The sequence below is a fragment of the Demequina sediminis genome (assembly GCF_039545075.1).
Lineage (GTDB): Bacteria > Actinomycetota > Actinomycetes > Actinomycetales > Demequinaceae > Demequina > Demequina sediminis.
Genome location: NZ_BAABRR010000012.1, coordinates 65,765 through 79,480, shown reverse-complemented (window position 1 = coordinate 79,480; position 13,716 = coordinate 65,765). Strand labels below are relative to the sequence as shown.

Sequence of the window (13,716 nt, the reverse complement as noted above, 5' to 3'; positions counted from 1 at the left end):
TCAGACCCGAGCCGCGGACCTGTGCTGCGGGCGCTGCGCGGATCCGTGCGCGATGGAGGCCGGATCGACCCGGATCGCGGGCGACCGACGCGACTCGCCCGCGCTTCAGGCCGCCCGGCCCGCGTCAGTCGACGATTCCCGCTCCGCGCAGCTCAACCAGCAGGTCGTGCGGGCGGGAGGCGATCGCCACGGCATCGTCCAGCCCCACCACGCCGTCGCGCACGAGCGCGAACAGGTGCTGGTCGAAGGTCTGCATCTTGTAGTACTCGCCGTCGGCGATGAGGTCGAGGATGGGCGGCTGGCTCGAGGGATCCACGATCGCCTCGGCGGTGCGGCCCGTGTTGACCATGACCTCCGCGACCAGCGTGCGTCCCGTGCCGTCGCCGCGGCGCACGAGGCGCTGCGACACGATTCCGCGCAGCGTCTGCGCGAGCGTCGCGCGCACCTGGCTCTGCTCGTGCGGGGTGAAGAAGTCGACGATGCGGTTGATGGTGTCCTGCGCATCCACCGTGTGGAGAGTCGCGAGCACCAGGTGGCCCGTCTCGGCGGCCGAGAGCGCGGCGCGCACCGTCTCGATGTCGCGCATCTCGCCGACCATGATGACGTCGGGGTCCTGGCGCATCGCGGCCCGCAGCGCGCTCGTGAAGTCGAGCGTGTCGGAGCGCACCTCGCGCTGGGAGATGATCGCCTTCTTGTCCGCGTGGAGGACCTCGATGGGGTCCTCGATCGTGACGATGTTGACCTCGCGGTACGTGTTGATGAGGTCGATCATCGACGCGAGCGTCGTGGTCTTTCCGGATCCGGTGGGGCCCGTCACGAGCACGAGCCCGCGCGGCTCGAGAGCGAGGTCCGCGATGACGGGCGGCAGCCCCAGCTCCTCGAAATTCTGCGCGCCCACCGCGACACGGCGGAACACCAGGGACTCCGTGCCGCGCGCGACGTATGCGTTGACGCGGAAGCGACCCACGCCGGACAGCGAGAACGCGAAGTCGGCCTCGTGCGTGTCGCGGAACACCGCCACCAGGTCCTCCGGCAGCACCTGCGCCACCATGTGTCGCGTGTCGTCGGCGGTCAGCGGCGGCACCTGCAGCTTGCGCAGGCGCCCGTCGACGCGCACGCGCGGGGCAGAGCCGACCTTGCAGTGCAGGTCGGAGCCGCCCGTCGAGGCGAGCGCGTGCAGGAACGGGATCACGGACTGGGGCTGATCACTCACGGTCACTCCATCGGCATGAGCGGGGGGCGGCTTGAGGCGAGCGTAGCGTCCCGCACGGCCCGCCGATGCGGGGGTGTGACGAGTCCGTCAGGTGTGGGAGGATAGGGGGTCTGAATTCGTGTCCAGAAAGGGGAACGCAAGTGAGCAAGCGAGGCCGCAAGCGCAAGTCGCGCGCGAAGTCCGGCGCCAACCACGGCAAGCGGCCCAACGCCTGAGCCGCGTCCGCCCGGATCTACGACGAAGCCGCATCGGCAGTGCCGATGCGGCTTCAGTCATCTCTAGGGGCTCCCGCGCCCGGGTGACGGTCGCGCCCCCGCGAGCGCGGCATCGTCCCTGGGGACGATGCCCTGCCTAGTTCCCGCCGACATCCGGGCGCGCGGCCCGGATGGTCATGAGGATGCGATCACGCAGGTCCTCCGGAGCGACGTCGTGGCCCGTGCGGTTGACGAGTCGCTTGATCTTCTCGTTGATCTTGTGCTCCGCCTCGCACGGAGGGCACTCCTTGAGGTGCTCACCGATCCGGTGAATCTCCTCCTCGGGGAGCTCGTGATCGATGTACTCAAAGAGGCGATCCAGGGCCTCTTCACACTCTGGCTTAGGCACGGCACACGCCCCCGTCCTCGTCCTTCTTCACCGGGGTCCTTTCGTAGAGACCACGCTCGGCGGCGTAGTCCCGAAGCTTCTCGCGCAACAGCTTGCGTCCGCGGTGCAGGCGCGACATCACCGTCCCCACCGGTGTGTCCATGATCTGCGCGATCTCCTTGTAGGCGAACCCCTCGACATCCGAGAGGTAGACGGCCATGCGGAAGTCCTCCGACAGCTCCGACAGCGCGCGACGAATCTCGTCGTCGCCCAACGCATCGAGGGCAGAGTCCTCGGCGGACGCGAGCCCGCTCGAGGTGTGTTCCGCCGCCGCGGCCAACTGCCAGTCCTCGACCGTCTCCGCGTCCGAGCGCTTGGGTTCGCGCTGCTTCTTGCGGTACGTGTTGATGAAGGCGTTGGTCTGGATGCGGTAGAGCCACGCCTTGAGGTTGGTGCCAGGCGTGAACTTGTCGCGTCCGGCGAAGGCCTTCGCGAAGGTCTCCTGCACCAGGTCCTCGGCGTCGGCCCCATTGCGCGTCATGCGTAGCGCGGCGGCATAGAGCTGGTCCATGTAGCCCAGCGCCTCTGCCTCGAAATCGAAATCCGTCGTGTCAGTCATCGCCTGCGAGCGTACAGCGGCGCGCGCGGACGCGACAGTCGCGGGTCGCGAGGTCTGCTCCACGGTGGTCGTCACGGGGGTGGAACGGAGAGATGACGCGTCACATTCCCGCCCCGCGCGGCGGCCTATGGCGGGGGCCTTGCCCGCACCGCGTCCGCCGCCCTGACGCCGGACGGCGGTGTTGATAGCGTAGGAGACATGTTGCGCGCTCTTGCCAGGCCTCTGCTCGCCTCGTGGTTCATCTACGGAGGTGTGCAGTCCTATCTCGATCCCGAGCCCCGCGCGGCGCGCGTCGCGCCCGCCGTGGAGCCCGCGCTCAAGGAGCTTGGCCTCGAGGAGGTGCGCGCCACGGACCTGGTGAAGGCGCACGGCGCCGCGTCGATCGCCTTCGCATCGGCGCTCGCGCTCTCGCGCAGCCCGCGCTCCGCCGCGCTCGGGCTCGCGGGACTCGCGACGGCCACGGCGGTGCTCGCACACCCGTTCTGGAACGAAACGGACGAGGCCCGCCGCGAGGCCGAGCTCGAGCAGTTCCTCAAGAACGTGTCGCTCGTGGGCGGGGTGCTGCTCGCGGCGACCGCCGGCCACAGCGCTCGCCACATCGCGCGCAAGAAGGCCAAGAAGGTCAAGGCCAAGGACAAGGCCGCGGCCGCAAAGATCAAGGCCAAGGAGGCCAAGATCGCCGCCAAGGCGGCGGTGTCCAAGAAGCGCTCCGCGTGAGCGGCGCCTCGACACTTCCCCAGGGCACGGGACTCGGCGAGGTCTGGGACGCGCCCGTCGCGAGCGCCCCGCTCGACGCCACGGTGTCCGTCCCAGGGTCGAAGTCTCTCACCAACCGCTACCTGGTGCTCGCGGCCCTCGCCGCCGAGCCCGTGACCGTGCGCGGCGGTCTGCGCTCGCGCGACTCCGACCTCATGATGAGTGCGCTGCGCGCGCTCGGAATCGGCATCGACGACTCGACCGACGAATGGCTCGTCACGCCCGCCGCGGTGCGCGGCGGCGCGCACGTCGACTGCGGCCTCGCGGGAACCGTGATGCGCTTCGTCCCCCCGATGGTCCTGCTGGCCGACTCGCCGGTGTCCTTCGACGGCGACGAGGGCGCGCGCGTGCGGCCCATGGGACCACTCCTGGACGCGCTGCGTCTCTTGGGCGCGACGGTCGATGACGACGGTAGGGGCACGCTGCCCTTCACCGTCACTCCCCCCGCCGAGGTTCCCGACGTGGTCGAGGTCGACTCGTCGTCCTCCTCGCAGTTCGTCACGGGGCTCCTGCTGACGGCGCCGCGCCTGCCGCAGGGGCTCACCATTCGCCACACGGGCGCGACTCTGCCGAGCCTTCCGCACATCGACATGACGTGTGAGACGCTGCGCGAGGCCGGAATCGTGGTCGACCAGCCCGACGAGCGCACGTGGGTGGTTCACCCCGGCGACCTCCGCCTGGGCGACGTGCGCGTCGAGCCTGACCTCTCCAACGCGGGACCTTTCATGGCGGCAGCGCTGGTCGCGGGCGGCACGGTGCGCATTCCCGGCTGGCCGGCAACCACCACGCAGCCCGGCGCGTACTACCCCGAGCTGCTCACCCGCATGGGCGCCACCTGCACGCTCGAGGGCGACGTCATGACCGTGACGGGCACGGGAACCCTGCGCGGAATCGACGCCGACCTCTCCCCCGCCGGCGAGATCACCCCCACGATCGCCGCGCTGTGCGCGCTCGCCGAGGGGCCCTCGCGGCTCACGGGAATCGGGCACCTGCGCGGCCACGAGACCGACCGCCTTGCGGCGATCGCCACCGAGGTGAGCCGTCTGGGCGGCGACTGCACCGCCGACGCGGACTCGCTCACGTTCGGCGGCCTGCCCGCGGGCGTGAGCGCGGCCGACGCGCTCGGCGGCGCCGTGATGGAGACCTATCACGATCACCGCATGGCGACCTTCGCCGCGATCATCGGGCTGGCGGTGCCCGGCGTCAGCGTTCTCAACGTCGGCACCACGGCCAAGACGATGCCGGACTTCCCCGCGCTGTGGCGCGGCATGCTGGATGGCTGAGTGACGCCGCGCGAGTACGACGAGTCCGACGCCAGGGTCAGGCCCAACCGGCGCGGCTCGCGGCCGCGCACCAAGATCCGGCCCGCGCACGAGGACGCCGTTCCCGGCACCGTTGTGGGGGTGGACCGCGGCCGCTACACCACGCGCGTCGACGGCACCCAGGTCATCGCGGTCAAGGCGCGTGAGCTCGGCAGGCGCGGGCTGGTGATCGGCGACGCGGTGGGCATCGTGGGCGACGTCTCGGGCCGCCCCGACACGCTCGCGCGCATCGTGCGCCGCGACGAGCGCCGCACCGCGCTGCGCCGCACGGCCGACGACACGGACATCACCGAGCGCGTGATCGTCGCCAACGCCGACCAACTCGCGATCGTGACCGCGCTCGCCGACCCCGAGCCCAACGCGCGCATGATCGATCGCTGCCTCGTGGCCGCCTTCGACGCACGCATGACCGCGCTCCTGGTGCTCACCAAGGCCGACCTCGCGAGTGCCGACCCCCTGCGCGCGGCGTATGAGCCGCTCGGCGTGAGGGTCATCGAGACGTCGGTCCTGCGCGCGGGCGGGCCCGCGGCGGATCCCGGCTTCCTCGACCTGCGCGCCTCCCTCGCGGGCCTCACGACCGTCATGGTGGGCTACTCCGGCGTGGGCAAGTCGACGCTCGTCAACGCGCTGGTGCCCGACGCGGGCCGCGCGGTGGGCGTGGTGAACGACGTCACGGGCCGCGGGCGTCACACGTCGACGTCGGCCGTGATGTACGAGCTGCCCGGCGGCGGGAGGATCGTCGACACTCCCGGCGTGCGCTCGTTCGGCCTCGCGCACGTCGACCCCGAGCACTTCATCCTGGCCTTCCCCGACGTGGCCGCGGCGGCCGACGAGCACTGCCCGCGCGCATGCGCGCACGAGTCGGCGGAGTCCGGCTGCGCTCTCGACGCGTGGGCGGCCGGCTCCCCCGACCGGCACGTGCGCGTGGAGTCCATTCGCCGCCTGCTCGCGTCCCGCGCCGCGGGCGACGCCTACTGATCCCCACCCCAGGCATCGTCCCCCCGCCGGTAGCCTGGGCGCATGACGGACGCCCCCTACGCCGACGATCTCCTGCTGGCCCTCGCGATCGCCGACGAGGTGGACCGCCTCACGCTCGCGAACTTCGCGACCGGCAATCTCACCGTGGAGACCAAGCCCGACGACACCCCGGTGACGGCCGTCGACCGCGCCGCGGAGCAGACGGTGCGCCGGCTCATCGCGCAGCACCGTCCCGCGGACGCGTTCGTGGGCGAGGAGTACGGCACCGCGGGAGAGGCGGCGCGGCGCTGGGTGGTCGACCCGATCGACGGCACCAAGAACTTCGTGCGCGACGTCCCCGTGTGGGCGACGCTGATCGCCCTGCTCGATGGGGACGATGCCGCGGTGGGCGTGGTGAGTGCCCCCGCCCTGGGACGGCGCTGGTTCGCGGCGCGCGGCCAGGGCGCGTGGGCGGGCCAGTCCGAGGCGACCGCGCGCAGGCTGCACGTATCGGACGTCGCCGCGCTCGAGCGTGCGTCGGTGTCGTACTCGTCGCTCAGCGGCTGGCGAGAGATCGGACGCTACGGGCAGTTCCTTGACCTGCTCGACGCGGCGGGGCGCACGCGCGCGTACGGCGACTTCTGGAGCTACATGCTCGTGGCCGAGGGCGCGGTGGACATCGCCGCGGAGCCCGAGCTCGAGCTCTACGACATGGCCGCGCTCGTGGCGATCGTCGAGGAGGCTGGCGGGCGGTTCACGGGGGTGGATGGCACGCCGGGGCCGTACGGCGGCAACGCACTCGCGACGAACGGCCTGCTCCACGACGAGGTCCTGAGCCGCCTCGGCTGAGGGCCCGGCACGCGGTCCACGGACGATGCACGGCCTACGTCAGCGGGAAGTTCGCGAGCTCTGACGCGTCGTACCAGAGCAGGTCGCGCTCCTCGAGGCGATCGAGGGCATCGTCCGAGCCGCCGACGGCGTCCCGCACGTCGCCCGCCGCGGCGGACTCGTCGACGAACGCGCACGCGATCGCGCTCGCCGGGATGCGTCCCGAGACGCGCACGGCCGCGGGGTGCAGGTCGGGGTCGGGAGTGAGCTCGGCGCGCGTGAGCTCGGCGACCACCACGACGCGCAGGGGCGACCCGACCTCGATCACCGAGGCGCGAGCGGCCTCGTCGCGTGCGATCTCCGCGAGCTCGTCGGCGTCGTCCGTCTCGGTGATCTCGAGCAGCCTCTCGGTCACGGCATAGGCGAGCGGCGGCTCCCACAACCCGTCCGCGCAACGCGGCAGATCGACGACCGTGGCGGGAATGTAGACGCGCATGCCTTCAGTCTGGCATCGGGACGGACACGCCACGCGAGGCGCGCGCGGAGGCGAGCACCGCGGCCCCCATCGCGGCGATCGCGCGCACCAGCGGAGACCGCGGGGCGACCTCGGTGAGCGTCCGTCCGTCGCGCACCGCGGCGTCGCACGCGCGCTGATCCCACGGCAGCGGCCACACCTCCGTGATGCCGGCGTGACGGCCCAGGGTGGCCGCGATCGCATCCTCGGGGCGTGCCCCTGCCACGGACGCGCGGATCCGGTTGACCGCGACGACGGGAGGAGGGCCCTCACGGTCGAGCAGCGCATGCACGAGCCTGACCAGCTGGTGGGGCTCGGCTCCGCCGACGGCGATGACCGTGTCGGCCTCGTCGAGGGTCGCGACGGTCGCGGTGTCGCGATGGGGGGCGGTGCCGGCGTAGGGTCCGCCGTCCTCGGCCGGCGCGGCCAGGTCGACCACGATCAGCTCGGCAGCGGCGCGCAGCGCGGGCCACAGCCGCTCGAGTCCCGCGCGCGTAATCTCGGGCCACCGCGCCGCCCGCGTCAGCCCGGTGAGCACCGTGAGGGAGGGCGCCACCGTCACGGTGTGGCGCGCGAGGACGGCGGAGGGATCCTCTCCCCTGGCGGCGGCACGCACCACGGCCGCGACCCCCGGCGTCTCGTCGGCCAGGCCCCACGCGGTGGCGACCGACGCGCCGTAGGTGTCGAGGTCGACCAGCAGCGTCGAGACCCCTGACCTCGCCGCCTCGGTCGCCAGGGTCACGGCGACGGTCGTGCGACCGGGAGCCCCACCCGTGCCCCACACGGCGACGACCACCCCGCCGCCGAGCGCTGGCGGGGCGATCAGCTCGGGTGCGGGTCGCTCGATCGCGGCGAGCACCGCCTCGGCGAGCGGACCGGACGGCACGGGCACCCCGAGGGATGCGAGGCGTGCGGCGTCGGGAGAGGCCACCCCCAGCACCCGCACGCCCGCGCCGCGGATTGCCGCGAGCGCGTCGCCATCCAAGTGGGGCTGGTCCGACACGATCACGACCGCGCCCAGCCCGGCCTTGGCGGCGCCCACGGCCTCGGCCAGGTCCGCGCATCGGCGCACCACCGCAAGGCCGGGATGCGCCTCGATCTCGGCGACCACCCTGGCCTCCTCGGGGCCCATCACCGCGACCACCACCCCCACGGCCGCCATCAGCCGATCCCCACGACCGCGACCTCCGCCGCCGAGGCCAGCGCGTCGAGCATCGTCCCCACGTCCTGCGCGGGCACCACCACATACACGGTTTCGCCGCCCAGCGAGAAGCCGCCCTCCTCGCGGTCGATCGCGGAGACCACGAGCGCCTCGCCCATGCGCGCGGACGGCGCATCCTCGGGCGTGACCCACACGTCGACGAGCGTGCCGGGACGGACCGCCTCGGCGACGGGTGCGGTCGTGACCACCGCGACGGGACGGCCGTCGAAGCGGTCGGGTTCTGTGAGCGCCGATGCGGGGATGAGCTCCCCGTCGGCGACGGTGCGGGTCAGCACCCTGCCGAACGGCGCATCGGCGGGCGATTCGAGGTATCCCTCGCCTACCCGGACGTGCACCACCGCCACGGTCGACTCGTCGAGCACCGTGCCGGGCACGAGCGTGCCGTGGGCCGCGTACACCGGCACCGTGCGGTCTGCGTCGCGCAGCACGCTCACCACCGCGACCACGGCCACCGCGATGAGCACGAGCCCCACCACGAGCCGCGGGTCCTTCCACGTGGGTGGGCGCACCCTCGCCGCCACCGGTCGAGTATCTCCGCTCATCGGCACCCCCCCCTTTGGCCGCTCGCTAGGTTCATCATGCCTGGTGCAGAGCGTCCTCGCGAGGGCTGTGGACACGACGCATGCCGCCGTGTGGCGTGTCACAATGCTGAGGTGCAGTCTCGGTTCCTCAAGCTCAGCGACGTGCAGGAGATTCTCAACATCTCCTCGCCGCAGGCCTACGCCCTCGTGAGGTCGGGCGATCTGCCCGCGATCCAGGTCGGCGGGCGCGGCCAGTGGCGCATCGAGCGCACGGTCCTCGAGGAGTACATCGCGCGCCAGTACGCCGCGACCCGCGAGCAGGTCCGCGAGCGCGAGACGCACTAGCCGCCGCTTTCGGCGCCCCCTCGGGCGGCGTCGCTTTCGCTAGGGCGCGGCCCTCACCATGAGCACCGCCGCGAGCGGAACCGCCCGTTCGCCGCGCGGACCCGCGAGGTCGACATGGTCGGCTCCCACTGCGACGATCACCCCTCGCCACTGATCGCCGTCGACCTCCACGATCACCGGCACGCGCGCCTCGGCAAGCTCACGCAGCACGGTGCTCATGCGGAGGCGTGCGTCCACGGCTCCCACGGCGGCAGCGACGCGCGGCAGGCCCTCGACGGACGTGACGGCGGCGAGCGGGACGAGCGCCTCGCCCGTCACCGACTCCACGAGCGCCCACGTTCCCGCCCCGTCCACGAGGGTGCCCGCCACGCGCGTCCCTCCGCGCACCACCAGCACGATCCGCCGACCCTTGGCCGCGAGCAGTCGGGCGGCCAGCGCGACGTCGGCACGCTCGTCGCGTGCGCGCTCGTCGATCTCGGCGTCGAGTTCGGCGCGCTCGGCCGCGGTGAGCCGCGCCTCGAGGTCGGCGAACAGGAGTTCCCAGCGCATGGCGCCACGCTAGCCGCGCCGTCCACAGTTGCGCCGTTCGAGTGGACAGGCCACCTCAGCTATGCACATCATGTTTCATCAAACTGCACCAAACAGCATGACACGAGGGGTGGAAGATGCGCGACGTGGGGGGCACGGCAATGGCGCAGGGGCGCGCGCGACAGGAGCAAGGCGGATGGCAGGCGGCGCGAGCGGCGGCGGGAGCGGCGGCGGGAGCGGCGGCGGGAGCGGCGGCGGCCGTGGTCGCCGTGGCGGCGCTGGGGACCGCGGGGGCCGCGCTGTCGTGGCGGCTCGCGAGCGCGACGGACTGGCGGGCCTGGGAGGCGGCGGACGTCATCGCCATCGCCGCGGGGGCCGTGGCGGCTCTCGCGGCGGCGCGGTTTCTCGTCGAGGTCGTGGCCGCGTCGGCGGCGCGGCTGCGAGGCCGCGCCGCGCCGCGATGGACCGGGCGCGTGGCGCGCGGCGTGGCGGGCGGGCTCGTGGCCGCCGCGTTGAGCGCGGGAGCGGCGCATGCCGCGGATCCGCCGCCTTCCGCGGGATGGCTGCCCACCTCACCCGCGCCCTCCGCCGCCACGTCCCAGCCCCCCTCCCCCACGCCTGCACCCGTCGTGTGGGCGCCCGCCACCGAGGCGCCGTCGCCGGTCCCGCCAGCGCACCACGCGGAGCAGCCAGCGTCGGGGCGGGAGTCCGAGCCGGCGCCTGAACCGGCGCCGCCCCCGTTTCGCGTGGTGGTGGCGGGCGACTCGCTGTGGTCGATCACCGCGAGCGCCCTCGGCGAGGGAGCGCGTGAGGCGGAGATCGCCGCGGCGTGGCCGGCGCTCTACGACGCAAACCGCGAGGTGATCGGCGATGACCCTTCGCTCATCCACCCCGGCCAGCGCCTCGAGCTGCCCTCCGCTCTCACGGGAGAGCGCTCGTGAGCGCCGAGCCGGAGTGGGCGCCCAGCCCCGCTCACCGCGACATCTACGGACGCGCCCGCCCGAGCCTGGGAGACCCGACCCCGCTCGCCTGCACGGTCGCGTTGACGGCAATCGAGGTGGTGCATGGCGGCGGCGGGCTGGACACGCTGCTGCGATGGATCACGCCCGAGGTGCGTGCGTCGCTCGCGCGGCAGTACTCGCTCGCGCGACGCGCCGGCAGGCGCGGGGGCGTCGAGCCACAGATCCTGCGGGCGCGTGCGTGCCGCGTGTCGCGCGGCGCCGCGGAGGTGGGAGCGGTCGCGCAGATCGGCACGCGCTCCCACGCGATCGCGATGCGCCTCGAGGACCTCGCGGGACGGTGGGTCATCACCGTGCTCGACATCGGCTGACCTCCCCCGCCAACGCGACAGGGCGGCACTCCGGTGGAAGGAGCGCCGCCCTGTCGCGGGTGAGAAGCGGGGCTACAGCTCCGCGTTCTCGTCGTTCTTGCCGTGGCACATCTTGTACTTGCGACCCGAACCGCACGGGCACGGCGAGTTCTTGCCCGCGCCCTCAAAGACGCGGCCGTCCTCCCAGGGCTTCGAACCCGACGCGGCGGGCTTCGCGACCTTCGCCGTTCCGGTGCCGTCCTGAGACGGGCCCGAGAACGTCAGCGCACCCATGTTCGCCTGGACGGGACCGCCCACCGAGCCGGTGGCCGGCGTGGCGACCAGTCGCTGCCCCGCTGGGCCAGGCACCGTCGCCGCGCCACCGCCGGGCGCCCGCGGCGCGGGGCTCGCGGCACCCTGGCGCTGCGCCTGAGCCGTCTGCGCCGCCTGCGGGGTCTGAGCCGCGGAATCCGCCGTCACGCCCTGCTGCGGCTGCGCCTCGCGCTTCTCGACCCGGTACAGGATCGAGACGGCCTGCTCCTTGATCGCCTCGGTCATCGACTCGAAGAGACCGTAGCCCTCGCGCTGGTACTCGATGAGGGGGTCGCGCTGGCCCATCGCGCGCAGCCCGATTCCCTCCTTGAGGTAGTCCATCTCGTAGAGGTGCTCGCGCCACTTGAAGTCGAGGACCTGCAGCAGCACCTGGCGCTCGACCTGACGCATGACGCTCTCGCCCAGCTTCTGCTCGACGAGGTCGTACTGGAGCCGGGCATCGGCCTTGATCTCGCGCTCCAAGAAGGCCGTCGAGAGACCGGACAGGTCGCCGGCCTCTTCGACGACCTCGTCGATCGTGAGGGACACGGGGTACACGGTGCGCAGGTCGCGCCACAGCGCCTCGAGGTCCCACTCGTCGGGCGAGCCCACCAGGGTCGACGCACGCACGTAGCCGCCCACGACATCGTCCACGAAGCCCAGCATCTGGTCGCGCAGGTCCTCGCCGTCGAGCACGCGGCGGCGCTCGGCGAAGATGATGTGACGCTGCGAGTTGAGGACGTCGTCGTACTTGAGGATGTTCTTGCGGATCTCGTGGTTGCGACCCTCGATCTGCGCCTGCGCGCTGCGCACGCCGCGCGTGAGCACCTTCGACTCGATCGGAAGGTCGTCGGGCAGCGCCGCGGAGTTCATGACGGACGCCGCGAGTCCCGACTGGAACATGCGCATGAGGTCGTCCTCGAGCGACAGGTAGAACCGGCTCTCGCCGGGGTCGCCCTGGCGTCCCGAGCGTCCGCGCAGCTGGTTGTCGATGCGGCGCGACTCGTGACGCTCGGTGCCGAGCACGTACAGGCCGCCCGCCTCGAGCACCTCCTCGCGCTCGGTCTCGACGTCGGCCTGCGCCTGCGCGAACACGTCCTTCCAGGCGCGCTCGTACTCCTCGGGGTTCTCGTGCGGGTCGAGCCCGCGCTCCTGCATCTGCGCGACGGCACGGAACTCGGGATTGCCACCGAGCATGATGTCGGTACCGCGGCCGGCCATGTTGGTGGCGACCGTCACGGCGCCCTTGCGGCCCGCCTCGGCGACGATCGCCGCCTCCTTCTCGTGCTGCTTCGCGTTGAGCACCGTGTGCTGGATGCCGCGCTTGCGCAGCTCCTTCGAGAGCGTCTCCGACTTCTCGACGGAGACGGTGCCCACGAGCACGGGCTGGCCCTTCGCGTTGCGCTCGAGGATGTCCTCGATCACCGCGTCGTACTTGGCCTTCTCGGACTTGTACAGCAGGTCCGACTTGTCCTCGCGAATCATCGGCCGGTTGGTGGGGATCGGGATGACGCCCATGCCGTACGTCGAGTGCAGCTCCGCCGCCTCGGTCTGCGCGGTACCGGTCATGCCCGCGAGCTTGTCGTACAGGCGAAAGTAGTTCTGCAGCGTGATCGACGCGTAGGTCTGGTTCTCCGCCTTGATCGGCACGCGCTCCTTGGCCTCGATCGCCTGGTGGAGGCCCTCCGAGTAGCGGCGGCCCTTGAGCAGGCGGCCCGTGTGCTCGTCGACGATGTCGACCTCGCCGTTCTGCACCACGTAGTCGCGGTCGCGGCGGAACAGCTCCTTGGCCTTGATGGCGTTGTTGAGGAAGCCGATCAGCGGCGTGTTGGCGGGGTCGTAGAGGTTCTCGATGCCGAGCGCCTTCTCGATCTTGTCGATGCCGGGCTCGAGCACGCCCACGGCGCGCTTCTTCTCCTCGACCTCGTAGTCGACCTCGGCCTCGAGCTCGCCCACGAGCCGCGCGAACTCGACGTACCAGCGGTTGTTGTCGCCCGACGCGGGACCGGAGACGATGAGCGGCGTGCGCGCCTCGTCGATGAGGATCGAGTCGACCTCGTCGACGATCGCGAAGTGGTAGCCGCGCTGCACGAGCTGCGACGGCTGCAGCGCCATGTTGTCGCGCAGGTGGTCGAAGCCGAACTCGTTGTTGGTGCCGTACGTGATGTCGGCCTCGTACTGGCGCCTGCGCACCTCGGGAGTCTGGTTGGCGACGATGCACCCGGTGGTGAGGCCCAGGAAGCGGAACACGCGCCCCATGAGCTCCGACTGGTAGCTCGCGAGGTAGTCGTTGACGGTGACGATGTGCACGCCCTTGCCGTCGAGCGCGTTGAGGTACGCGGGCAGCGTCGCGACGAGGGTCTTGCCCTCACCGGTCTTCATCTCGGCGATGTTGCCGTGGTGGAGGGCGCCGCCGCCCATGATCTGGACGTCGAAGTGGCGCAGGCCGAGCGTGCGGCGCGAGGCCTCGCGCACGGCGGCGAATGCCTCGGGCATCAGCGCCTCGAGGGTCTCACCGTCGCTGCGACGCTGCTTGAACTCGTCGGTCAACGCGCGCAGGTCCTCGTCGGAGAGCTCCTGGTACGCGTCCTCGAGGCCGTTGGTGAGTGTCACCACCTTCTGGAGACGGCGCAGTTCACGCCCCTCGCCCATCCGGATGATGCGGTCGATCAATGCCACCTTGCGCTC

The 13,716-nt window shown here is 72.0% G+C and carries 16 protein-coding genes; 8 read left to right on the top strand and 8 right to left on the bottom strand.

Annotated elements, in window-relative coordinates; all coding sequences use genetic code 11:
- Positions 1–124: 124 nt before the first annotated feature.
- A complete protein-coding gene (locus tag ABEA62_RS10850) occupies positions 125–1,213 on the bottom strand; it encodes a type IV pilus twitching motility protein PilT (RefSeq protein WP_286215242.1) in 1,089 nt (362 codons plus the stop codon).
- A 140-nt stretch (positions 1,214–1,353) separates the two neighbouring features.
- On the opposite strand from ABEA62_RS10850, the gene ABEA62_RS12715 reads away from it, so the two are divergent.
- Positions 1,354–1,428, top strand: coding sequence for a 50S ribosomal protein bL37 (locus ABEA62_RS12715; RefSeq protein ID WP_425305726.1), 75 nt, complete (start codon positions 1,354–1,356; stop codon positions 1,426–1,428).
- Positions 1,429–1,564: 136 nt separating this feature from the next.
- On the opposite strand, the gene rsrA is transcribed toward ABEA62_RS12715, so the two are convergent.
- Both rsrA and ABEA62_RS10840 read right to left on the bottom strand, forming a co-directional pair.
- Positions 1,565–1,816, bottom strand: coding sequence for a mycothiol system anti-sigma-R factor (rsrA, locus tag ABEA62_RS10845; protein WP_286215241.1), 252 nt, complete (start codon positions 1,814–1,816; stop codon positions 1,565–1,567).
- Positions 1,809–2,543, bottom strand: a complete 735-nt coding sequence (locus ABEA62_RS10840; RefSeq protein ID WP_286216784.1) for a sigma-70 family RNA polymerase sigma factor — start codon at positions 2,541–2,543, stop codon at positions 1,809–1,811. Before ABEA62_RS10840 ends, rsrA begins: the two co-directional genes overlap by 8 nt.
- Before the next feature lie 69 nt (positions 2,544–2,612).
- On the opposite strand from ABEA62_RS10840, the gene ABEA62_RS10835 reads away from it, so the two are divergent.
- Genes ABEA62_RS10835 through ABEA62_RS10820 form a run of 4 tightly spaced genes read left to right on the top strand, consistent with a single transcriptional unit; the run spans position 2,613 to position 6,298 of the window.
- Positions 2,613–3,131, top strand: a complete 519-nt coding sequence (locus ABEA62_RS10835) for a DoxX family membrane protein (RefSeq protein ID WP_286215240.1) — start codon at positions 2,613–2,615, stop codon at positions 3,129–3,131.
- Positions 3,128–4,453 (top strand): 3-phosphoshikimate 1-carboxyvinyltransferase, encoded by a 1,326-nt coding sequence (gene aroA, locus ABEA62_RS10830; protein ID WP_345380089.1) that lies wholly within the window; start codon positions 3,128–3,130, stop codon positions 4,451–4,453. Before ABEA62_RS10835 ends, aroA begins: the two co-directional genes overlap by 4 nt.
- Positions 4,454–5,470 carry a ribosome small subunit-dependent GTPase A gene (gene rsgA / locus ABEA62_RS10825; protein WP_286215239.1) on the top strand — a complete coding sequence of 339 codons (1,017 nt, stop codon included), beginning with the start codon at positions 4,454–4,456 and terminating at the stop codon, positions 5,468–5,470. It abuts the gene before it with no gap.
- Positions 5,471–5,512: 42 nt separating this feature from the next.
- Positions 5,513–6,298 carry an inositol monophosphatase family protein gene (locus tag ABEA62_RS10820; RefSeq protein ID WP_286215238.1) on the top strand — a complete coding sequence of 262 codons (786 nt, stop codon included), beginning with the start codon at positions 5,513–5,515 and terminating at the stop codon, positions 6,296–6,298.
- A 34-nt stretch (positions 6,299–6,332) separates the two neighbouring features.
- Here ABEA62_RS10820 and ABEA62_RS10815 read toward each other — a convergent pair whose 3' ends face one another.
- Genes ABEA62_RS10815 through ABEA62_RS10805 form a run of 3 tightly spaced genes read right to left on the bottom strand, consistent with a single transcriptional unit; the run spans position 6,333 to position 8,534 of the window.
- A complete protein-coding gene (locus ABEA62_RS10815; protein WP_345380085.1) occupies positions 6,333–6,773 on the bottom strand; it encodes a DUF6912 family protein in 441 nt (146 codons plus the stop codon).
- A 4-nt stretch (positions 6,774–6,777) separates the two neighbouring features.
- Positions 6,778–7,953: a CpaE/TadZ family protein gene (locus ABEA62_RS10810; RefSeq protein ID WP_345380083.1), complete on the bottom strand. Its 1,176-nt coding sequence runs from the start codon at positions 7,951–7,953 to the stop codon at positions 6,778–6,780.
- On the bottom strand, positions 7,953–8,534 hold the full coding sequence (locus ABEA62_RS10805; RefSeq protein WP_345380081.1) for an SAF domain-containing protein: 582 nt from the start codon (positions 8,532–8,534) through the stop codon (positions 7,953–7,955). The genes ABEA62_RS10810 and ABEA62_RS10805 overlap by 1 nt, the downstream gene beginning before the upstream one ends.
- Before the next feature lie 132 nt (positions 8,535–8,666).
- Here ABEA62_RS10805 and ABEA62_RS10800 point away from each other — a divergent pair, with 132 nt between their 5' ends.
- The gene (locus ABEA62_RS10800; protein ID WP_286215235.1) at positions 8,667–8,879 is read left to right on the top strand and encodes a helix-turn-helix domain-containing protein; all 213 of its coding nucleotides are present in this window, start codon (positions 8,667–8,669) and stop codon (positions 8,877–8,879) included.
- A 39-nt stretch (positions 8,880–8,918) separates the two neighbouring features.
- Here ABEA62_RS10800 and ABEA62_RS10795 read toward each other — a convergent pair whose 3' ends face one another.
- Positions 8,919–9,428: a hypothetical protein gene (locus tag ABEA62_RS10795; protein ID WP_286215233.1), complete on the bottom strand. Its 510-nt coding sequence runs from the start codon at positions 9,426–9,428 to the stop codon at positions 8,919–8,921.
- A 116-nt stretch (positions 9,429–9,544) separates the two neighbouring features.
- Here ABEA62_RS10795 and ABEA62_RS10790 point away from each other — a divergent pair, with 116 nt between their 5' ends.
- Both ABEA62_RS10790 and ABEA62_RS10785 read left to right on the top strand, forming a co-directional pair.
- Entirely contained in the window at positions 9,545–10,348 is an 804-nt protein-coding gene (locus ABEA62_RS10790) for a LysM peptidoglycan-binding domain-containing protein (RefSeq protein WP_345380078.1), read from the top strand.
- Positions 10,345–10,737 carry an Rv3235 family protein gene (locus ABEA62_RS10785; protein WP_286215231.1) on the top strand — a complete coding sequence of 131 codons (393 nt, stop codon included), beginning with the start codon at positions 10,345–10,347 and terminating at the stop codon, positions 10,735–10,737. Before ABEA62_RS10790 ends, ABEA62_RS10785 begins: the two co-directional genes overlap by 4 nt.
- 72 nt (positions 10,738–10,809) lie before the next feature.
- Here ABEA62_RS10785 and secA read toward each other — a convergent pair whose 3' ends face one another.
- Positions 10,810–13,707, bottom strand: coding sequence for a preprotein translocase subunit SecA (gene secA / locus ABEA62_RS10780; RefSeq protein ID WP_286215230.1), 2,898 nt, complete (start codon positions 13,705–13,707; stop codon positions 10,810–10,812).
- Positions 13,708–13,716: the final 9 nt, after the last annotated feature.